The sequence below is a fragment of the Pseudomonas sp. 58 R 12 genome (genome assembly GCF_900005865.1).
GTDB lineage: Bacteria > Pseudomonadota > Gammaproteobacteria > Pseudomonadales > Pseudomonadaceae > Aquipseudomonas > Aquipseudomonas tritici.
Genome location: NZ_CVTP01000013.1, coordinates 191534 through 210988, shown reverse-complemented (window position 1 = coordinate 210988; position 19455 = coordinate 191534). Strand labels below are relative to the sequence as shown.

Genomic DNA, 19455 nt, shown 5'->3' with positions numbered 1-19455 from the left:
GGCCTTTTTGTTTGTGCGCGACTCAAAATGTGGGAGCGGGGTTGCTCTCGAATGCAGTGTGTCAGTCAGCGAATGCTTCAGCTGGAATACCGCCTTCGCGAGCAAGCCCGCTCCCACACAAGCCGCTCCCACAGGGATTGTGTCGTGTTGCTTATGGCTTGCGGGTCTCGTGCATCCGCGCCAACTGCCGCTCCAGCATCGACGGATACGGCTCCATCAAACGTTCCACGCAGCTGGCGCCCTCTGGGCTGGCAATCGGGCGGATACGTGCGCGTTGGCGGATCAGCGTGTCTTCGCTGATCTTGCGCTCCACCAGCAGCAAATTGCGGCTGTGTTGCGACAAGGCCAAGGCGTCCTGGGCGATCTCCGTCAGCAACAGGTCGATCTGGCTCATGCCGAACAGGTCGTCGCCTACGGTCAGGCCCAGTTGCAATTGCAGGGTAATGCCGCTGTCAGCCACTTCGATTTGCAGGGCGTGGCCCAGGGCACGCAACAGTTCACCGCAGCAGATAGCGTTGGTCAGGTAGTCCTCGCCGCTGTCTTCGCTGTGGAACAACATCAGCGTGCTGCCATCGTTCAGGGTGTGCAGTTCGCTCTGGTACAGCGAAGCGGCCTGGTCGAGGCAGTCACGGTAGCGTTCCAGCAATTCGGTCAGGCGCGCACGGGGCAGGCGACGCAATTGGTCCTGCGCACCCAGTTGCACAGCCAGTACGGCGCTGTACTGGGGTTCGGTGCTCTTGACCGGTGCCGGTTTTGGCGCGATGGCCGGGGCGCTTGCCGAGGTGTCGCGCAGGTCGGCAAACGGGTCTTCGTCGTCCAGCTCGTCTTCTTCGGCTTTGAACGCGCGGCGTGTGGCAGGCTTCAAGCCCGCTACCGGAGCGTCTTGCACTTCAAATTCGGGCTCGTCGTCGTAGTCCGTATCGTCGAACTCAGGCTCAGGTTCAACCTCACGCACTACCGGTTCCGGGGCAAAGCTGGCGTGCAGTTGGCGGGCCAGGTCGCCGATTTCATCCTGGCGGTCAGTGGCCGGGGTGTTTTCATCGATGTCCCGCAGCCAGATGCGCAGTTGCATCAGCGGTGTAGAGATGTGCCGGCCCAGGCGCAAGCTCAACGCCAGGGCCAAGGCCAGCAGGATCGCGCTGAGGATGCCCATGCTTTGCAGGCTGATGGTCATCGGCTGCTGGAATTGCTGCATGTCCAGGCTGATGCGCAGTTGGCCGGCCTTTACATCCTGAAACGTGATATTGCTCTGGTAGAGCCCTTCGGCTTCACCCAGCAGGCCGTTTTTCGGGCGCTGCCCGGCTTCGGCCATGATCCGGTTGTCCACGCTATAGATGGCCGCATGGGCCACCAGCGGGTTTTTGGTCAGGTTGTTGAGCAGCACGTTGAGGCTGAGGATGTCGTTGGACACCAGCAGCTCAGTCGCCGAGGTGGCGGTCTGGGTGGTCAGGCTCTCGCCCAGGGCGTCGGCTTGCTCGTGCATGGCCTGTTTGAACTGCAAACCCATCACGCAGGCGTAGATCACCAGGGCCAGGGCGACCAGGATCACGTTATGGCTGGCGATGCGTAATGCGATCGGTACACGGCGGTGGCGCAGTGCCCGGAAGATCAGCAGGAAGAAGTTATCGGTTTTTACTGGCGTGGGCCGGTTCACTTGCGCTCGGCTCTTGGTCCGTGAAGTTGACGCGCAGTATAGCGACAGCCCTAGGACCGGCAAAGCGCTGGCTGTGCCCGATGGTCACTGAAAGTGGGTAGAATGCGGTTTTTTTCCAGCCTGGGGGTGCGCCTTGCGCGAAATTGTCCTGATTAACATCACGGGGGAAGACCGCCCAGGTCTGACCGCAGCCATTACCGGTGTGCTGGCCCAGGGTGGTGTGAACATTCTCGACATCGGCCAAGCGGTGATCCACGACACCTTGTCGTTCGGCATTCTGGTTGAGATCCCGAGCACTGAACAGGCGTCATCGGTACTCAAGGACATCCTGTTTACGGCGTACAAGCTGGATCAACAGGTGCGTTTCACCCCCGTGTCCGAAGCTGATTACCAGCAATGGGTGGCCGGCCAGGGCAAAAAACGCCACATCGTGACCCTGTTGACCCGCAAGGTCACCGCTGAGCAATTGCAGCGTGTCAGCTCGATCACCGCGCAGTATGGTTTGAATATCGACCATATCGACCGTTTGTCGGGTCGCATGCCGCTGGACACTCCCGCTGACAAGGGCAAGGGCTGCATCGAGTTCTCCGTGCGCGGTGAGCCAGCCGACCCTCAAGCTCTGCGCGCCGAGTTCCTCAGCGTGGCGCAGGAACTGAACGTGGATATCGCTTTCCAGGAAGACTCATTGTTCCGCCGCAACCGTCGCCTGGCGGTGTTCGACATGGATTCCACGCTGATCGAAGCCGAAGTTATCGACGAGTTGGCCAAGGCTGCTGGCGTCGGCGAGCAGGTGTCGGAAATTACCGAACGCGCCATGGCCGGTGAACTCGACTTCCGCGCCAGCTTCAAGGAGCGCTTGGCGCTGCTCAAAGGCCTGGACGTCAGCGTGCTGGACTCCATCGGTGCGTCCCTGCGCCTGACCGAAGGCGCAGAAACCCTGTTCGCTGAACTCAAGCGCCTGGGCTACAAGACCGCAATCCTGTCGGGTGGCTTCACTTACTTCGCCAAGCAATTGCAGGCCAAACTGGGCATCGACTATGTGTTCGCCAACGAGCTTGAAGTGGTGGATGGCAAGGTGACTGGCGTGGCCGTGGAGCCGATTGTCGATGCACAGCGCAAGGCAGATCTGCTGAAGGAGCTGGCTCACAAGGAAGGTTTGCGTCTGGAGCAGACCATTGCGGTCGGCGACGGGGCGAATGACTTGCCGATGCTGGCGATTGCCGGGTTGGGTGTGGCGTTTCGCGCCAAGCCGTTGGTGAAGCAGTCGGCGAAGCAGGCGATTTCGACCTTGGGGTTGGATGGGGTGTTGTATCTGCTGGGCTTCCGCGATCGCGACGGTCAGCTGTAACTGAATAAATGCGGTAAAAAATGTGGGAGCGGGCTTGCTCGCGAATGCGGGGTATCAGTCGACACATCATTGACTGAACCACCGCTTTCGCGAGCAAGCCCGCTCCCACATTTGGATTTGTGTCAGGCTTTAGGTAAAGCGATGCCTTGGCCCATCTGCACAGGCGTACCTGCCACCAGCTCTTGCGCCCACGTCACCTGATCCGGCCCAAACAGCACGATCGCCGTAGAACCCAACTTGAAGCGACCCAACTCCGCGCCTTTTTCCAGATAGATCGGCGCGCGCGCCGCTTCGTCATAACGGACGGTTTTCAGTTCACGCTTCGGCGGCGTCACCAAGCCGGCCCATACGGTTTCAATCGACGCCACGATCATCGCGCCCACCAATACCACGGCCATCGGGCCGCGTTCGGTGTCGAACAGGCATACAACACGCTCGTTACGCGCAAACAGTTCCGGCACGTTTTCGGCGGTGGTCTGGTTGACCGAGAAGATGCGGCCTGGCACGTAGACCATCTCGCGCAGGGTACCGGCCAGTGGCATGTGCACCCGGTGGTAGTCCTTCGGCGACAGGTAGATGGTGGCGAAATCGCCGCCCATGAACGGCGCCGCTACAGCGGCATCGCCGCCCAGCAATTCCAGCACGCTGAAGCTGTGGCCCTTGGCCTGGAACACGCGGCCATGTTCGATCGGGCCGAGCTGGCTGACCGCGCCATCGGCTGGGCTCAACACCGCGCCTGGTGTTTGATCCAGTGGGCGCGCGCCGTCTTTCAGCGCGCGGGTGAAGAAGGCATTGAAGTGCTCGTAGGCGGTCACGTCTTCAACCAGCGCCTGGGACATGTCCACTTGATAGCGCTTGGCGAACCAGGTGGTGAAGGCATTCTTGAACCAGCGCACGCGGCACTCGGCGATGCAGCCGGCCAGGCGCGACAGCAAGTGGTGTGGCAGCAAGTACTGGCTGAGGATAAACAACTGCTTTTTCATAACTGTCCTTAAACCTTAAATCTCGACGGGGGTGTCGGGGTGGTTGCCCCATTCGCCCCAGGAACCGGCATAACCTTTGACTCGCGGATAACCGAGCGCCTTGGCCACCAGGTAGGTGAAGCCAGAGCGGTGGTGAGTCTGGCAGTGGGTGATGATTTCTTTATCTTTGGTCAGCCCGAGGCCTTCGAGGATTTGCGGCATGTCGCGTCGGATACGCAGGCTGCGTGCCGGGTCCATGCCAGCGGTCCATTCGAAGTTCACGGCACCGGGGATGTGCCCGCCTTTGGCGGCGAGGACTTTCTCACCGGAATATTCCAGCGGGCCGCGTGCGTCCCAGATGCCCAGGTCGGCAGCACCCAGGCGGCTTTGCAGGTATTCACGGGTGGCGGTGGGGCCTTCGTGCAGCGTCAGGCTGACCGGACCGCCGACGGGGGCGGGTACGTCGGTGGAGACCGGGCGTTCCTCTTCCAGCCAGGCCAGCAGGCCACCATCCAGGTAGTGGTATTTCTGATGGCCGATCACGTCGAGCATCCAGATGAACCGCCCGGCCCAGCCGCCGCCTTCGTCGTCGTAGACCACGTAGGTCGCGTCCGGGGTGTGGCCCAGTTCGCCGAACAACGTCTCCAGGTCCGCCTTGTTGGGCAGCAGGCCGGGTGCCGGCGCCTGGCCCAATTGGGTGCGCTTGGGGTCAACGAAATGCGCGCCGGGGATATGCCCTTCGGCGTAGCGGGCGGCACTGGTGAGGTCCACCAGAATCAGGTGTTCGGCATCCAGTTGACCGAGCAGGTCGCTGGGTTCGATCACCAGCGGCAAGCCAGAGAAGTCAGGCATGTGAGGTCTCCTGGTCACAAATGTTGGCGATAAAAGAGGGCGATTGTAGCGCAAGCATCAGGCGCTGCGGTTGGTAAAGCAGTGCAGGGCTTTCTCGATGCATTGGGCGGTTTTGCCGAAGGCCTGCACGGTGGTTTCCGAGAACGGTCCGCCGCCCTGGTCGGCCACCATCAGCATCACCACCTTGCCATTGCAGCTCAAGGAGCGCAGCAGCAGGTGTTCACCGGTAAACAGGCGGCGCAGGATCGGTGGCAGCAAGGCCGAGAACTGGGCGTGGTTTTCAGGGTTGAGACGCACCTGGGCGGATTTTTCCAGCAGGCGCTGCAGCAGCGTGCTGTTAACCACGTCCAGGCTCAGGTTTGTGGCGTCCTTTGGTAGGCCGTCAACCTGATGCACGCGCAAAGTGCTTTGGGCGCGGTCGGTCATCAGCAGCATGACCCGTTGCATGCCGCTGGCCACCAGGGCCTCCTTGGCGCAGGTGGTCAGGTGCATCGCGTTGGCAAAGCGGCTCGGTTCTACCAGCAGTTCTGTGCACCGTTTACGCCACACGGCCAGCGACTCGGCGGTAGGCGGCGGTGCCGGCAGCAGGCCGCGATGAATCTTCTGCACGTGCCAGGGCCAGATCAGTGACAGCGCCGGGTGCCAGAGGTCGGGCATCAGCGTGGTGCGGGCGCTGGTCACGGCTTGTTGGTGGACGTGTTGCTGTATCTCGCTCAGGGGCTGCTGCAGGTAAAGCGCAGTGAGGAGCTGCCAGCGTTCGGTGTGCGGGCAGGTCCAGGACTCTTGCGCCGACATCGCCAGGCCGTTGGCCAGCAACACGGTATTGGCCGGCTGGTTCAGCCAGCGGCGCAGGTTGGGTTCGGCGTCGAGCAATTGCTGATGGCGCAGCGGGTCATCTTCGCGGGCGATATGCAGCGCCTTGACCAGCAAGCGCCGTTCGCTCAACAGCAGCTTGTAGCCCTGGGAGACCCAAATCGGCAGGTGCCAGGCTTCGGTCAGGCCGACGCACAGGTCGAGCAGGCGTATGCCGAACAATTCCTGCTCGACCTGGCGGGCTGATTGGCCTTTATGGATAACCCGCAGCTCCCATTCTTCCAGAAGCTTGGGGTAGGCGACCGCCATCGGCCACAGCGGCGACAGAAACAGCAGGCTGCCCCAGTGAATGTCCTGCCACAGTCGTGCCAGCCGGCTGCCGAACAGGCCATTGGCTTGCTGCGAAGCGTGCTGACTTATCAACAACAGTTGGCGCAGCGCCACGGGAATCTCGCTGGCGGGCACCGAAGGCAGGCGCGCCAACAGTTCCTCGGCGCGCTTGAGGCCCAGGCGGTTGAGCGCTACTTCGAGGTTTTCCGCCGGTTCCGCCAGGCTGCCATGGGTGTGGCTGTTGGCTTCGCGCATCACGCTGAGCACGAGGGCCGGGCTGTCTTGCATCAGCTCGGCAATATCTCGTAATGAGCTGCGGCTGTCGCGGATGCCTTTGCACACGCGGTCGTGGCTGGCCTGGGGAACAGGCAGCAGCACATCGTCCAGGCGCTTGATCCAAGCGGCGAGAGAAGTAGGTTTTGCAGTTGGGACTGTCGTTTCATTAGCCATGATTGGGGCGCGATCATCACTTGCGGTCAACACGCCCGGAGCGGGCCGAACTGGCTTTTCGCCTTAACGGGCTATAGTCTGGCGCAGTTTTGCCGATAAGAGGAACAAGAGTTTTCAGTTCCCCCCAATATGTCCATGAACCCGACGGCGCAAGTACTCATCTCCTATGGCTAAAATTATCGGCATCATCGTCGTCATCGCAAGTGTGCTCGGTGGCTACGTCCTGTCCCACGGTAAAATTGCTGCGCTGGTCCAGCCCTTCGAAGTGCTGATCATCGGTGGTGCGGCGTTCGGCGCATTCTTGCAGGCGAACCCTGGCTACATGACCATGCACGTGGTCAAGAAATCCCTGGGCATGTTTGGTTCGCGCTTCACCCACACCTTCTACCTGGAGGTACTGGGGCTGGTCTACGAGATCCTCAACAAGAGCCGCCGCGAAGGCATGATGGCCATCGAGGCCGACATCGAAGACGCCTCGGCCAGTCCGATTTTCGCCAAGTACCCGGCCGTGCTCAAAGATGAGCGCATGACCGCCTACATCTGTGACTACCTGCGCATCATGTCCTCCGGCAACATGGCCCCCCATGAGTTGGAAGGCCTGTTCGACATGGAATTGTTCAGCCTGAAAGAAGAGCTGGAGCACCCGTCCCACGCCGTGACCGGCATCGCCGACGGCATGCCGGGTTTTGGTATCGTCGCGGCGGTACTCGGTATTGTTGTGACCATGGCCTCCCTGGGCGAAGGCGACCAGGCAGCCATCGGTATGCACGTGGGTGCGGCGCTGGTAGGTACCTTCTTCGGTATCCTCGCGGCCTACGGTTTCTTCGGCCCGCTGGCCACCTCGCTGGCCCATGACGCCAAGGAAGAAATCAACCTGTACGAATCGATCAAAGCCAGCCTGGTAGCCTCCGCTTCCGGCATGCCGCCCTCGCTGGCGGTGGAGTTCGGTCGCAAGGTGCTGTACCCGAAACATCGCCCAAGCTTCGCCGAGCTGGAACAAGCGGTTCGCGGTCGCTAAGCCATGGAAAACAACCAGCCGATAATCATCAAGCGCGTCAAGCGCTTCGCTGCGGGGCACCATGGTGGCGCCTGGAAAATCGCCTTCGCCGACTTTGCGACGGCGATGATGGCGTTCTTCCTGGTGCTGTGGCTGATGTCTACCGCCACGCCGGAACAGAAGATTGCCATCGCCGGCTACTTCAAAGACCCCATTGGTTTCTCGGAAAGTGGCACGCCCTTCGTGATCGACCTGGGCGGTTCGCCGCAGTTGGCGCCTGAGCGCACTATTAACCCAGAGGTCAAGACCGAAGCGCCGCAGGAAAAAATCCCGATCGAGCGCGACACTGTCGAATCCATGGCTGAGCAGGTCGAGCAAGAACGCCTTGAGCTGTTGCTGCAAGAGTTGCAGACCAAGGTTGAGGAAAACCCGCAGCTGCTGAAATTCAAGGATCAGATTTCGTTCGAAATCACGCCTGAAGGTCTGCGCATCCAGATCACCGACGCGGCCAACCGGCCGATGTTCGACTCCGGCAGTGCGCGCTTGAAGCCGTACTTTGAAGACATCCTGCTGGCCATGGCTGACACCATCAAGGCAGTGCCGAACAAAATCAGCATCAGCGGCCACACCGACGCCAAACCGTACGCGGGCCAGGGCGACTTCGGCAACTGGGAACTCTCGGCCAATCGCGCCAACGCGGCACGCCGCGCGCTGGTGGCCGGCAGCTACCCGGACCCGCAAGTGGCGCGCGTGGTGGGTTTTGCCTCCTCGCAGCTGTTTGATCATCAAGACCCGTTCAACCCGTCCAACCGCCGTATCGATATCGTGGTGCTGACCAAAAAGGCCCAGCGTGCGATTGAAGGTGATCAGCCGCCGGCGCCGCAACCCACCCCAGGCGCAGGTGCTCCGGGTGAAGTACCGGTCGACCCGAACGCCATTCCGCCAGGGCAGGAGCCGTTGCCGGCGCATGAGCTGCGTCAGAAGCTTAATTTGTTTGATGATGGTGGGGTGAAAGATCCTACGGTGCCAGGTGCGGGTTCGTAGATTTCCACATACAACAAGGCCGCGATGATCGCGGCCTTGTTGTATCTACCTTCGGGGAGCAGCTTAGTAAGTGCTCTCCGGCAGACTCGCAATAATCGACCGATAGCTGTTCATCCGCTGCTGCTGCACGCGGCCATCTTCCAGCGCCTTGAGCAATGCACAGCCAGGCTCGCGGTCGTGTTTGCAGTCGCGGAAGCGGCAGGTGCCGATTAGGTCGTTGAATTCGATGAAGCCCGCTTCCACATCGCTGCGGCTGACGTGGCCGAGGCCGAATTCACGGATGCCTGGGGAGTCGATCAGCTCACCGCCGCCGGGGAAGTGGAACAACCGCGCGGTGGTGGTGGTGTGGGTGCCCTGGCCGGACAGTTCCGACAGCGGGCCCACACGGGTGTCGACTTCCGGCAGCAGGCTGTTGACCAGCGAGGATTTACCCACGCCCGACTGACCAACGAACACGCTGATGTGCCCGTCCAACTGCTGCTGCAGCTGTTCCATGCCGTTACCGTGATGCGCCGAGACTTCCAGTACCGGGTAACCCAGCGTGCGGTAGACCGCCAGCAGCGCATTCAGCGCCGGGGCATTCTGCTCGTCGATCAGGTCGAATTTGTTCAGCAGCAACAATGGGCGAATGCCGGCATGTTCGGCTGCTACCAGATAGCGGTCGATCAGGTTGGCATGCGGCTCAGGCAACGGCGCGAATACGATCACGATCATGTCGACGTTGGCCGCTACCGGCTTGAGTTGACCACGGCTGTCGGGGCGGCGCAGTTCGGTGTTGCGCGGCAACTGGGCGACGATCACGCCGATGCCCTGGTTGCCGGCACGCCAGACCACTTTGTCGCCGGTGACCAGCGCCGGCAGGTTGGCGCGCAGGTGGCAACGGGAGACCGAGCCGGCGAGTTCGCCTTCCAGCGCCTCGACTTCGACCTGCACACCGAAGTGCGCGATCACCAGGCCCGTCTGTTCGGGCCCCAGGTCGCCGCCCTCGAGCGCTTCTACGGCGGAGGATTCACGTTTGGCGGCGCGCGCGGCGCGTTCACCTTGAATCTTTTCGATGCGCCAGTTTTGGCGACGATTGAGCTGGCGTTTGGCCATTGGTGTTCCGTGTCGATAATGCAAAGGTTTAGGTGAAACGGTCGCGAGTCTAGCACGGCGCTGCCTGCTAAACTGCGCAGCTACGCCAAGGTGCCAAGAGAATCAAGCCATGCAAAACCCACAGAACCTGATTTGGATCGATCTGGAAATGACCGGTCTGAACCCCGACACCGACGTCATCATCGAGATGGCCACGATTGTCACCGACAGCAACCTCAACACCTTGGCTGAAGGTCCGGTGATCGCCATCCACCACAGCGATGCCGTATTGGCCACCATGGACGAGTGGAACACCCGCACCCACGGTAACTCCGGCCTGACCCAGCGCGTGCGCGACAGCCGCATCAGCATGGCCGAAGCCGAAGCCGAAACCATCGCCTTCCTGGAAAAATGGGTGCCCAAGGGCAAGTCGCCGATCTGCGGTAACAGCATTTGCCAGGATCGTCGCTTCCTCTATACGCACATGAAGGGGCTGGAGAGTTACTTCCACTACCGCAACCTGGATGTGTCGACGCTTAAAGAGCTGGCTGCGCGCTGGGCGCCGGAAGTCAAAGACAGCTTCCATAAAGGCAGCACCCACTTGGCGCTGGATGATATTCGCGAGTCGATTGCAGAGTTGCAGCATTACCGTAAGCATTTCATCAAAGCCTGACCTGGCCCTGTAGTGAGCGGGCTTGTCCCGCGCTGGGCTGCGAAGCAGCCCTAATTTAGCCAACACGCATCTACAAACGGATATCATCGCCGGCTTTTGGGGGCTGCTACGCACCCCAGCGCGGGGCAAGCCCGCTCACTACAAAATCGCAAGGATCGCCATCATGCTGCTGATGCTCTACCTCATCGCCATCACCGCCGAAGCCATGACCGGGGCGCTGTCGGCCGGACGGCGTGGCATGGATTGGTTCGGCGTGGTGCTGATCGCTTGTGTGACGGCGTTGGGTGGCGGTTCGGTGCGTGACGTGCTGCTCGGGCATTACCCGCTGACCTGGGTCAAGCACCCGGAATACTTGGTGCTGACCTCCATCGCAGCACTGGTGACGATCTTTATTGCGCCGCTGATGCGCCGCCTGCGCTCGCTGTTCCTGGCGCTGGACGCCGTGGGCCTGGTGGCTTTCACGCTGATCGGCTGTATGACCGCCCTGGAAATGGGCCACGGCATGCTGGTCGCCTCGGTCAGCGGCGTGATCACCGGCGTGTTCGGCGGCATCCTGCGGGACATCTTCTGCAACGACATTCCGTTGATTTTCCGCCGCGAGTTGTATGCCAGCGTGTCGTTCCTCGCCGCCTGGTTTTACCTGCTGTGCCTTTATCTGGAACTGCCCAGTGAACAGGCAATACTCCTGACCCTGTTCAGCGGCTTTCTATTGCGCCTGCTGGCGATCCGTTTCCATTGGGAAATGCCCAAGTTCGTCTACAACGACGACGTGCACTAGCGGGTGGCGTGCTGGTTCAGCGCCCATTCCACATGTTCGCGCACCAGCTCCGACGGGTAGTCCCGCCGCGCCTTCAGGGCTTCCAGTACCGGAATGCTCGACGGCGCGTTGCCCAGGCCCACGGCGAGGTTGCGCAGCCAGCGCTCATACCCGGCGCGACGTAGCGGCGAGCCTTCGGTGCTGCTGAGGAATTTATCCTCGTCCCACATAAACAGCTCGGCCAGTTCTGCGTTATCCAGGTTGTGGCGTGGCTTGAAATCGCTTTCTGCGGTGGCGCGGGCGAAACGATTCCATGGGCAAACGATCTGACAGTCATCGCAGCCGAACACTCGGTTGCCTATCAATGGGCGCAAGTCTTCAGGAATGGCGCTTTTGAGCTCGATGGTCAGGTAGGAAATACAACGCCGCGCATCCAGCACGTAGGGGCCGACAAAGGCGTTGGTGGGGCAGATGTCCAGGCACGCGGTGCAGCGCCCGCAGTGTTCGGTGCTGTGAGGGGCGTCAACCGGTAGCGGCAGGTCGACAAACAGCTCACTCAGGAAGAAGTAGCTGCCGGCCTTGCGATTGAGCACGAGGGTGTTTTTGCCGATCCAGCCCAGCCCAGCTTGCTCGGCGATGGCTTTTTCCAGCACCGGCGCGCTGTCGACAAAGGCACGGAAACCGAAGGGGCCGATCTGCGCCTGGATGCGGTCAGCCAATTGCTGCACGCGCTTGCGGATCAGTTTGTGGTAGTCGCGGCCCAGGGCGTAGCGCGAGATGTAGGCTTTTTCCGGCTGGGCCAGCAGTTGAGCCATCTGCGTGTCGCCTGGCAGGTAATCCATGCGCAGCGAGACGACGCGCAATGTGCCCGGCACCAACTCGTCGGGGTGGGAGCGTTTGCTGCCGTGGGCGCCCATGTATTCCATCTCGCCGTGGTAGCCCGCGTCGAGCCAGCGTTGCAGGTGCTGCTCATGCTCGGCCAGGTCCAGGCCGCTGATGCCGACTTGTTGAAAGCCCAGCTCGCGGCCCCAGTCTTTGATCGATTGGGCGAGGGCGGGCAGATCGGAGGTAATGGCAGGCATGAGACACGGGAAACCACAGGTTAGATAGGTATAATTCTGCCAGACATCGGAGCTTGAAGACGCATGCCGCAGACAAAACACACAATAACCGACGTACAGACCCTGTTGCCCGGCCATTTGCCGCAACTGGCTGCGCGTTCCCCGGATGCCCATAAAGGCCAGTTCGGCCACCTGCTGGTCATTGGCGGTGACCGCGGCTTTGGCGGTGCTGCGCTGTTGAGCGCCGAAAGTGCCTTGCGCAGTGGCGCCGGCATGGTGTCCCTGGCAACGCGCCTGGAGCACGTGCCTGCTGCGTTGGCGCGTTTGCCGGAAGTCATGACCGTGGGGGTCAGCTCGGCGAATCAATTGATGGGCCTGCTGGAAAAGATCTCGGTCATCGTGATCGGGCCAGGGCTCGGTGACGCCTCCTGGGGCAAAAGCCTGCTTTCTGTTGCCGCCAACGCTAAACAGCCGCAGGTCTGGGACGCCGACGCCTTGAATCAACTCGCGAACGGCAGCGTGGCCCTGCCGGCCAACTGCGTGATCACCCCGCATCCAGGGGAGGCCGCGCGCTTGTTGGGCATTTCGACAGCCGAGGTTCAGGCCGATCGCCTTAAGGTGGCGCGCGCGTTGAGCCAGACATTCAACGCGGTGACTATCCTCAAGGGTGCTGGCAGTTTGATCGCCAGCCCGGACGGACGTGTTTCGCGATGTGACCAGGGCCACCCGGCGATGGCAACGGCAGGGCTTGGTGATGTATTGGCCGGCCTGGTGGGCGCGCTGCTGGCCCAGGGCATGCACGCCTATGAAGCAAGCTGCCTGGCCGTGTGGTTGCACGCCACGGCGGGGGATCGTCAGGGTACTTTTGGACGAGGGTTGGCTGCGAGCGATCTAATACCCGCCATTCGTCAATTGTTGGAGGAACAGTCGCCGTGCCTGAAGTAATTCTTTTCCTGGCCGATGAAGACGCCATGGTTGCCTTCGGTCAGCGCATCGCCCAGGTCACGGCCGGGGCCGGGCTGATCTTCCTCGAAGGTGATTTGGGGGCGGGCAAGACCACGTTGTCGCGGGGGATCATTCGCGGTTTGGGCCATGCGGGGGCGGTGAAGAGCCCGACGTTCACCCTGGTCGAACCCTATGAGATCGGTACGGTACGCGCCTTCCACTTCGACCTCTATCGCCTGGTTGACCCCGAAGAGCTGGAGTACATGGGCATCCGTGATTACTTCGATGAAGATGCGTTGTGCCTGATCGAGTGGCCAGATAAAGGCACAGGCTTTTTGCCAAAGCCGGACCTGACCATTACCATTACGCCGCATGAGCACGGACGTCAGTTGAAGTTGTTGCCCCAGAGCGCGCGCGGCCAGTCTTGGTGTGCGGCTTTGGCATTGGAATTCAAATAATTGGTGGGGTTAGGTATGCGCTTTCGCGCGTTGGTTGCTGTCGTGGGGGTGTTGCTTGCGGCAATGACTGTCAATGCTCTGGCTGCTTCACAGGTGAAAAGCGTTCGCCTGTGGCGAGCGCCGGATAACACGCGACTGGTGTTCGACCTGTCTGGCCCGGTCCAGCACAGCGTCTTTACCCTGACGTCGCCCGATCGCCTGGTGATCGACATCAACGGCGCGACCCTGGCCGCGCCGTTGAAGGTCTCCACTGCCAACACCCCGATTACCTCTATGCGCTCGGCCCAGCGCACGCCGACTGACCTGCGCGTGGTGATCGACCTGAAAAAGGTTGTAACGCCGAAAAGCTTCTCGCTGGCGCCAAACGCCCAATATGGCAACCGGCTGGTGGTCGACCTGTTCGACAACGCCGCCGATGCCGCGCCGCCGCCTGCTCCAACGCCAAGCGTGGCAACGGTGCCGGCAGTCCCGGTGAGCCCGTCGCAACCACAAGTCAAGCTGCCACCGCCGCCACCGGCCCCGGCTGGCAAGCGCGACATTATCGTAGTGATCGACGCCGGCCACGGCGGTGAGGACCCAGGTGCTTCCGGTTCGCGCGGCCAGCACGAGAAAGACGTGGTATTGGCCATCGCTCGTGAGCTGCAGCGCCAGGTCAATGGCATGAAAGGCTACCGCGCCGAGCTGACCCGTACCGGCGACTACTTCATTCCGTTGCGCGGCCGAACTGAAATCGCCCGTAAGAAAGGCGCCGACCTGTTTGTGTCTATTCACGCCGACGCCGCGCCCTCGACCGCTGCATTCGGTGCTTCGGTGTTTGCCCTGTCGGATCGCGGCGCTACGTCCGAAACCGCGCGTTGGTTGGCCGACAGTGAAAACCGTTCGGACTTGATCGGCGGCGCCGGCAACGTGTCCCTCGATGACAAGGACAAAATGCTCGCGGGGGTGCTGCTCGACCTGTCGATGACGGCCTCGCTGACCTCCAGCCTGAACGTCGGCCAGAAGGTCCTGAGCAACATCGGTCGAGTCACTTCGCTGCACAAGCAGCGTGTCGAGCAAGCAGGGTTCATGGTGTTGAAGTCGCCGGACATCCCGTCGATCCTGGTAGAAACCGGGTTTATCTCCAACGCCAACGAAGCCTCGAAGCTGGCCAGTGCCAGCCACCAGCAGGCCTTGGCGCGTTCCATCAGCGCCGGTATTCGCCAGTTCTTCCAGCAAAATCCACCGCCGGGCACTTACATTGCCTGGCTGCGTGATTCGGGGAAAATCGCCCAGGGCCCGCGTGACCATCGCGTGCAGCCGGGCGATACCCTGGCCATGCTGGCAGTACGTTTTCAGGTGTCGGCCGCTACCTTGCGCAGCGCCAACAATCTGAAGACGGATGAGTTGAAAGTCGGCCAGGTGTTGACCATCCCTGGCACTGAATTGGCGGCACAGTAATGAGTGAGTCCACCCTGAACAGCGGCTCGCGCATTGAGCTACTGAGCCCACGCCTTGCTAACCAGATCGCTGCCGGCGAGGTTGTTGAGCGTCCGGCGTCGGTGATCAAGGAGCTGCTGGAAAACAGCATCGACTCCGGTGCCAAGCGCATTGATGTCGATGTAGAGCAGGGCGGCGTCAAGCTGTTGCGCGTGCGTGACGATGGCAGCGGCATCTCCTCTGATGACCTGCCGCTGGCCCTGGCCCGTCACGCCACCAGTAAGATTCGCGACCTGGAAGACCTTGAGCGCGTGATGAGCCTGGGTTTTCGCGGCGAGGCCCTGGCCTCTATCAGCTCCGTAGCGCGCCTGACCCTGACTTCGCGCACCCGTGATGCTGACCAAGCCTGGCAAGTGGAAACCGAAGGCCGCGACATGGCGCCTCGGGTTCAGCCAGCAGCCCATCCGGTCGGTACATCGGTAGAGGTGCGCGACCTGTTCTTCAATACCCCAGCGCGGCGCAAATTCCTCAAGGCCGAAAAAACCGAATTCGATCACCTGCAAGAAGTCATCAAGCGCCTGGCCCTGGCCCGTTTTGATGTGGCTTTCCACCTGCGCCACAACGGCAAGACCATCCTAAGCCTGCATGAAGCTCATGATGACGCCGCGCGCGCGCGCCGGGTGTCGGCGATTTGTGGCGCGGGCTTCCTAGAGCAGGCGCTGCCGATTGAAATCGAGCGCAATGGCCTGCGGCTGTGGGGCTGGGTCGGTTTGCCGACCTTCTCCCGCAGCCAGGCGGACTTGCAATACTTCTTTGTGAACGGCCGCGCCGTGCGCGACAAACTGGTGGCCCACGCGGTGCGCCAGGCTTACCGCGACGTGCTGTTCAATGGGCGGCACCCGACGTTTGTGCTGTTCTTCGAGGTCGATCCATCGGTGGTGGACGTCAACGTGCACCCGACCAAACACGAAGTGCGCTTCCGTGATGGGCGCATGGTGCATGACTTCCTCTACGGCACCTTGCACCGCACCTTGGGTGACGTGCGCCCGGATGATCAACTGTCGGCACCGATTGTGACGGCGATGGTCCGCCCAAGCGGCCCGGAAGCGGGTGAGTTCGGCCCTCAGGGCGAAATGAGCCTGGCGGCAAACCTGCTGCAATCGCCACAGCCGCAGCCGTCGTACACCACGCCGGGTTCTGGCTCGGGTGCGGGTTACCAGTACCAATACACGCCACGCCCGCAGTCGGCAGTGCCGGTGGCCGAAGCCCAGGCGGCATATCGCGAGTTTTTCGCGCCGCTGCCCGGTGCCGAGCCTGGCGCTGCTGTGGCCTTGCCGGAGGGCGGCGGTGATATTCCTCCGTTGGGTTATGCGTTGGCGCAGCTCAAGGGCATCTACATTCTTGCGGAAAACGCCCACGGCCTCGTGCTGGTGGACATGCACGCCGCCCATGAGCGGATCATGTACGAGCGCCTCAAGATTGCCATGGCCAGCGAAGGCCTCAGCGGCCAGCCGCTGCTGGTGCCGGAATCCCTGGCGGTCAGCCAGCGTGAGGCTGATTGTGCCGAAGAGCACCATGCTGTATTCCAGAAGCTGGGCTTTGAATTGCAACGCCTGGGGCCGGAAACCCTGGCCATCCGCCAGATTCCCGCGTTGCTCAAGCAGGCTGAGGCCAACCGTTTGGTCGCCGACGTACTGGCGGACCTGATGGAATACGGCACCAGCGACCGCATCCAGGCGCATATCAACGAACTGCTCGGCACCATGGCCTGCCACGGTGCCATCCGCGCCAACCGCCGCCTGGCCCTTCCGGAAATGAACGGCCTGCTGCGCGACATGGAAAACACCGAGCGCAGCGGCCAATGCAACCATGGCCGACCGACCTGGACCCAAATGGGCCTGGACGATCTGGACAAACTATTCTTGCGCGGCCGTTGATGAGCGCCTTGCCCCCCGCGATCTTCCTGATGGGCCCAACGGCCGCCGGCAAGACCGACCTGGCCATCGAGCTGACCAAGGTGCTGCCGTGCGAGCTGATCAGTGTCGATTCTGCCCTGGTTTACCGGGACATGGACATTGGCACCGCGAAGCCATCCAAAGCGCTGTTGGCTGAGTACCCGCATCGTTTGATCGACATTATTGATCCCTCCGAAAGCTACTCGGCGGCGGATTTCCGTGCCGACGCCCTGGCGGCCATGGCCGAAATCACCGCGCGCGGCAATATTCCGCTGCTGGTGGGCGGCACGATGCTCTATTACAAGGCTTTGCAGGAAGGTCTGGCGGACATGCCACCGGCCGACGCCCTGGTGCGCGCCGAACTTGAGGAAGAGGCTGTACGCCTTGGCTGGCAAGCCCTGCACGACCAGTTGGCGGCTGTGGACCCGGTATCTGCTGCACGCATCCACCCCAATGACCCACAGCGCCTCACGCGGGCTCTGGAAGTCTGGCGTGTCAGCGGCCAGACCATGACTGAACATCGGCTGAAACAAAGTGCGCAAAGTGCTGACGCAGGCGCATCTGGACAGCCACAATTACCCTATACTGTGGCGAATCTGGCCATCGCTCCGGCAAATCGCCAGGTGCTGCATGATCGAATTGCACAAAGATTCACAATTATGTTGGAACAGGGGTTTGTCGACGAGGTCGTAGCACTGCGTTCCAGAGGTGACCTGCATCCAGGGTTGCCTTCGATACGTGCTGTAGGCTATCGCCAAGTCTGGGATCATCTGGATGGCAAGCTGACGTCAGCCGAAATGCAGGAGCGCGGCATCATTGCCACGCGCCAATTGGCGAAACGCCAGTTCACCTGGTTGCGCAGCTGGAGCGACTTGCACTGGCTGGACAGCCTGGACAGCGACAATCTGTCACGCGCCTTGAAATACTTGGGAACGGTCTCCATATTGAGCTGAGTCCTTGCAATAGCCGTCTATCCTTGGGGGTGTGACGGCCATAAGCTATCTATTTTCCGATTTTTTATTATTGATCCTTAAAGGAGTGCGGCACATGTCAAAAGGGCATTCGCTACAAGACCCTTACTTGAATACTTTACGTAAAGAGAAAGTGGGGGTTTCTATCTATCTGGTCAACGGTATCAAGCTGCAAGGCACGATCGAGTCGTTCGACCAGTTCGTGATCCTGCTGAAAAACACCGTCAGCCAGATGGTCTACAAGCACGCTATCTCGACAGTCGTCCCTGTTCGTCCAATCCGTCTGCCTAGCGCAGCAGGTGAAGATGCAGTTGACGCTGAGCCAGGTAACGCCTGATAGGAGTCTCCTTTGTTCTTTGAGCGCCACGGTGGTGGTGAGCGGGTAATCCTCGTTCACTTGGATGGACAGGACCCTGAGGCGCGCGAAGATCCGCAGGAGTTTCAGGAGTTGGCAAATTCGGCCGGCGCCGAGACCGTTGCGTTTTTTAACGTGCCGCGTCATCGGCCAACCGCCAAATACCTGATCGGCAGCGGCAAGGTCGAGGAACTTCGCGACCTGGTCCACGCTGAAGAAGCCGATCTGGTGATCTTCAATCACGTCCTCACGCCCAGTCAGGAACGTAACCTCGAACGTGTTTTCGAGTGTCGCGTGATCGACCGTACCGGTCTGATTCTGGATATTTTCGCCCAGCGCGCCCGTACCCATGAAGGCAAGCTCCAGGTTGAACTGGCCCAGCTTGACCACATGAGCACCCGGCTGGTTCGCGGCTGGACTCACCTTGAGCGTCAGGGTGGCGGTATCGGCATGCGTGGCCCGGGTGAGACCCAACTCGAAACCGACCGACGTCTGCTGCGGGTTCGCCTGCGTCAGATCAAGGGTCGCCTCGAGAAGGTGCGCAGCCAGCGCGAGCAATCGCGACGTGGCCGTTCCCGTGCGGATATCCCCACCGTGTCGCTGGTGGGCTATACCAACGCAGGCAAATCCACACTCTTCAACAACGTGACGAAATCGGACGTATACGCGGCCGACCAACTGTTCGCGACCCTCGACCCCACCTTGCGCCGTCTGGATCTGGACGACCTGGGGCCGATTGTCCTGGCCGATACCGTGGGTTTCATTCGTCACCTGCCGCACAAGCTGGTTGAAGCATTTCGGTCTACGCTCGAAGAGTCGAGCAATTCCGACCTGCTGTTGCACGTGATCGATGCGGCTGAACCGGATCGCATGTTGCAGATTGAACAGGTGATGCTGGTGCTGGGCGAGATTGGTGCCCAGGACTTGCCGATCCTTGAGGTCTATAACAAACTCGATTTGCTTGAAGGCGTTGAGCCACAAATCCAGCGCGACGAGAACGGCAAGCCCCAGCGGGTCTGGCTGTCGGCGCGTGATGGCAGTGGTCTTGAGTTGCTTGAACAAGCCATTGCCGAATTGCTCGGCGGCGATTTGTTCGTTGGCACCTTGCGCTTGCCGCAGCGTTTTGCTCGACTGCGTGCACAGTTTTTCGAATTGGGCGCGGTACAGAAAGAAGAACACGACGAAGAGGGTGTCAGCTTGCTGGCCGTTCGATTGCCGCGCTCGGAGCTGAATCGGCTGGTCAGCCGTGAAGGTGTTGTACCGGCAGAGTTCCTCGAACAACACACTTTGCAATAAAAGCCTCCCAAAGCGGTTGTGCCGCAGTGGCAGGCATTCTGTAG

Annotated in this window: 18 protein-coding genes; 12 read left to right on the top strand and 6 right to left on the bottom strand. The window is 61.1% G+C overall.

Annotated elements, in window-relative coordinates; all coding sequences use genetic code 11:
- Positions 1-151: 151 nt before the first annotated feature.
- Positions 152-1654: an AhpA/YtjB family protein gene (locus tag BFP95_RS07270; RefSeq protein WP_049710314.1), complete on the bottom strand. Its 1503-nt coding sequence runs from the start codon at positions 1652-1654 to the stop codon at positions 152-154.
- 133 nt (positions 1655-1787) lie between these two features.
- Between BFP95_RS07270 and serB the strand changes: the two genes are divergently transcribed.
- Positions 1788-3002, top strand: a complete 1215-nt coding sequence (serB, locus tag BFP95_RS07265; protein WP_027604912.1) for a phosphoserine phosphatase SerB — start codon at positions 1788-1790, stop codon at positions 3000-3002.
- A gap of 122 nt (positions 3003-3124) precedes the next feature.
- Here serB and asd read toward each other — a convergent pair whose 3' ends face one another.
- From asd to BFP95_RS07250, 3 genes are read right to left on the bottom strand one after another with little or no spacing between them, the layout of a single operon-like run.
- On the bottom strand, positions 3125-3985 hold the full coding sequence (asd, locus tag BFP95_RS07260; protein ID WP_065889104.1) for an archaetidylserine decarboxylase: 861 nt from the start codon (positions 3983-3985) through the stop codon (positions 3125-3127).
- Between the two features lie 15 nt (positions 3986-4000).
- Positions 4001-4816, bottom strand: a complete 816-nt coding sequence (locus BFP95_RS07255; protein ID WP_065879902.1) for a rhodanese-like domain-containing protein — start codon at positions 4814-4816, stop codon at positions 4001-4003.
- A 57-nt stretch (positions 4817-4873) separates the two neighbouring features.
- Entirely contained in the window at positions 4874-6409 is a 1536-nt protein-coding gene (locus tag BFP95_RS07250; RefSeq protein WP_065874381.1) for an HDOD domain-containing protein, read from the bottom strand.
- A 166-nt stretch (positions 6410-6575) separates the two neighbouring features.
- On the opposite strand from BFP95_RS07250, the gene motA reads away from it, so the two are divergent.
- Positions 6576-7427, top strand: coding sequence for a flagellar motor stator protein MotA (motA, locus tag BFP95_RS07245; protein ID WP_049710310.1), 852 nt, complete (start codon positions 6576-6578; stop codon positions 7425-7427).
- Positions 7428-7430: 3 nt separating this feature from the next.
- Positions 7431-8450, top strand: coding sequence for a flagellar motor protein MotB (gene motB, locus BFP95_RS07240; RefSeq protein ID WP_065909692.1), 1020 nt, complete (start codon positions 7431-7433; stop codon positions 8448-8450).
- Between the two features lie 63 nt (positions 8451-8513).
- Here the strand turns inward: motB and rsgA are convergent, their stop codons facing one another.
- A complete protein-coding gene (rsgA, locus tag BFP95_RS07235; RefSeq protein WP_065909689.1) occupies positions 8514-9545 on the bottom strand; it encodes a small ribosomal subunit biogenesis GTPase RsgA in 1032 nt (343 codons plus the stop codon).
- Between the two features lie 109 nt (positions 9546-9654).
- Between rsgA and orn the strand changes: the two genes are divergently transcribed.
- Together orn and BFP95_RS07225 are read left to right on the top strand one after the other, a co-directional pair.
- Complete coding sequence (orn, locus tag BFP95_RS07230; protein ID WP_003171343.1) at positions 9655-10197, top strand: oligoribonuclease; 543 nt, start codon at positions 9655-9657, stop codon at positions 10195-10197.
- A 160-nt stretch (positions 10198-10357) separates the two neighbouring features.
- Positions 10358-10975, top strand: coding sequence for a trimeric intracellular cation channel family protein (locus BFP95_RS07225; RefSeq protein ID WP_175403002.1), 618 nt, complete (start codon positions 10358-10360; stop codon positions 10973-10975).
- Here BFP95_RS07225 and queG read toward each other — a convergent pair.
- Positions 10972-12036 carry a tRNA epoxyqueuosine(34) reductase QueG gene (gene queG / locus BFP95_RS07220; protein WP_065909687.1) on the bottom strand — a complete coding sequence of 355 codons (1065 nt, stop codon included), beginning with the start codon at positions 12034-12036 and terminating at the stop codon, positions 10972-10974. The genes BFP95_RS07225 and queG overlap by 4 nt on opposite strands.
- A 63-nt stretch (positions 12037-12099) precedes the next feature.
- Between queG and BFP95_RS07215 the strand changes: the two genes are divergently transcribed.
- The 7 genes from BFP95_RS07215 (at position 12100) to hflX (ending at position 19411) form a co-directional block, all read left to right on the top strand.
- Positions 12100-12960: an NAD(P)H-hydrate dehydratase gene (locus BFP95_RS07215; RefSeq protein ID WP_065909685.1), complete on the top strand. Its 861-nt coding sequence runs from the start codon at positions 12100-12102 to the stop codon at positions 12958-12960.
- Positions 12948-13418 carry a tRNA (adenosine(37)-N6)-threonylcarbamoyltransferase complex ATPase subunit type 1 TsaE gene (gene tsaE, locus BFP95_RS07210; protein WP_065874365.1) on the top strand — a complete coding sequence of 157 codons (471 nt, stop codon included), beginning with the start codon at positions 12948-12950 and terminating at the stop codon, positions 13416-13418. Before BFP95_RS07215 ends, tsaE begins: the two co-directional genes overlap by 13 nt.
- A 15-nt stretch (positions 13419-13433) precedes the next feature.
- On the top strand, positions 13434-14855 hold the full coding sequence (locus tag BFP95_RS07205; RefSeq protein ID WP_065874364.1) for an N-acetylmuramoyl-L-alanine amidase: 1422 nt from the start codon (positions 13434-13436) through the stop codon (positions 14853-14855).
- Entirely contained in the window at positions 14855-16771 is a 1917-nt protein-coding gene (mutL, locus tag BFP95_RS07200) for a DNA mismatch repair endonuclease MutL (RefSeq protein ID WP_065874363.1), read from the top strand. Before BFP95_RS07205 ends, mutL begins: the two co-directional genes overlap by 1 nt.
- Positions 16771-17742 carry a tRNA (adenosine(37)-N6)-dimethylallyltransferase MiaA gene (miaA, locus tag BFP95_RS07195; RefSeq protein WP_065874362.1) on the top strand — a complete coding sequence of 324 codons (972 nt, stop codon included), beginning with the start codon at positions 16771-16773 and terminating at the stop codon, positions 17740-17742. Before mutL ends, miaA begins: the two co-directional genes overlap by 1 nt.
- A gap of 94 nt (positions 17743-17836) precedes the next feature.
- Positions 17837-18097: an RNA chaperone Hfq gene (gene hfq, locus BFP95_RS07190; protein WP_049710299.1), complete on the top strand. Its 261-nt coding sequence runs from the start codon at positions 17837-17839 to the stop codon at positions 18095-18097.
- A 12-nt stretch (positions 18098-18109) separates the two neighbouring features.
- Positions 18110-19411, top strand: coding sequence for a ribosome rescue GTPase HflX (gene hflX, locus BFP95_RS07185; RefSeq protein WP_065909683.1), 1302 nt, complete (start codon positions 18110-18112; stop codon positions 19409-19411).
- The last annotated feature ends 44 nt before the right edge of the window (positions 19412-19455 follow it).

Coding starts and splice junctions, on each gene's coding strand:
- queG (WP_065909687.1), bottom strand. CDS start 12,036: ATGCCTGCCATTACCTCCGATCTGCCCGCCCTCGCCCAATCGATCAAA.
- BFP95_RS07255 (WP_065879902.1), bottom strand. CDS start 4,816: ATGCCTGACTTCTCTGGCTTGCCGCTGGTGATCGAACCCAGCGACCTG.
- BFP95_RS07215 (WP_065909685.1), top strand. CDS start 12,100: ATGCCGCAGACAAAACACACAATAACCGACGTACAGACCCTGTTGCCC.
- BFP95_RS07250 (WP_065874381.1), bottom strand. CDS start 6,409: ATGGCTAATGAAACGACAGTCCCAACTGCAAAACCTACTTCTCTCGCC.
- rsgA (WP_065909689.1), bottom strand. CDS start 9,545: ATGGCCAAACGCCAGCTCAATCGTCGCCAAAACTGGCGCATCGAAAAG.
- hfq (WP_049710299.1), top strand. CDS start 17,837: ATGTCAAAAGGGCATTCGCTACAAGACCCTTACTTGAATACTTTACGT.
- BFP95_RS07205 (WP_065874364.1), top strand. CDS start 13,434: ATGCGCTTTCGCGCGTTGGTTGCTGTCGTGGGGGTGTTGCTTGCGGCA.
- mutL (WP_065874363.1), top strand. CDS start 14,855: ATGAGTGAGTCCACCCTGAACAGCGGCTCGCGCATTGAGCTACTGAGC.
- motB (WP_065909692.1), top strand. CDS start 7,431: ATGGAAAACAACCAGCCGATAATCATCAAGCGCGTCAAGCGCTTCGCT.
- motA (WP_049710310.1), top strand. CDS start 6,576: ATGGCTAAAATTATCGGCATCATCGTCGTCATCGCAAGTGTGCTCGGT.
- asd (WP_065889104.1), bottom strand. CDS start 3,985: ATGAAAAAGCAGTTGTTTATCCTCAGCCAGTACTTGCTGCCACACCAC.
- miaA (WP_065874362.1), top strand. CDS start 16,771: ATGAGCGCCTTGCCCCCCGCGATCTTCCTGATGGGCCCAACGGCCGCC.
- orn (WP_003171343.1), top strand. CDS start 9,655: ATGCAAAACCCACAGAACCTGATTTGGATCGATCTGGAAATGACCGGT.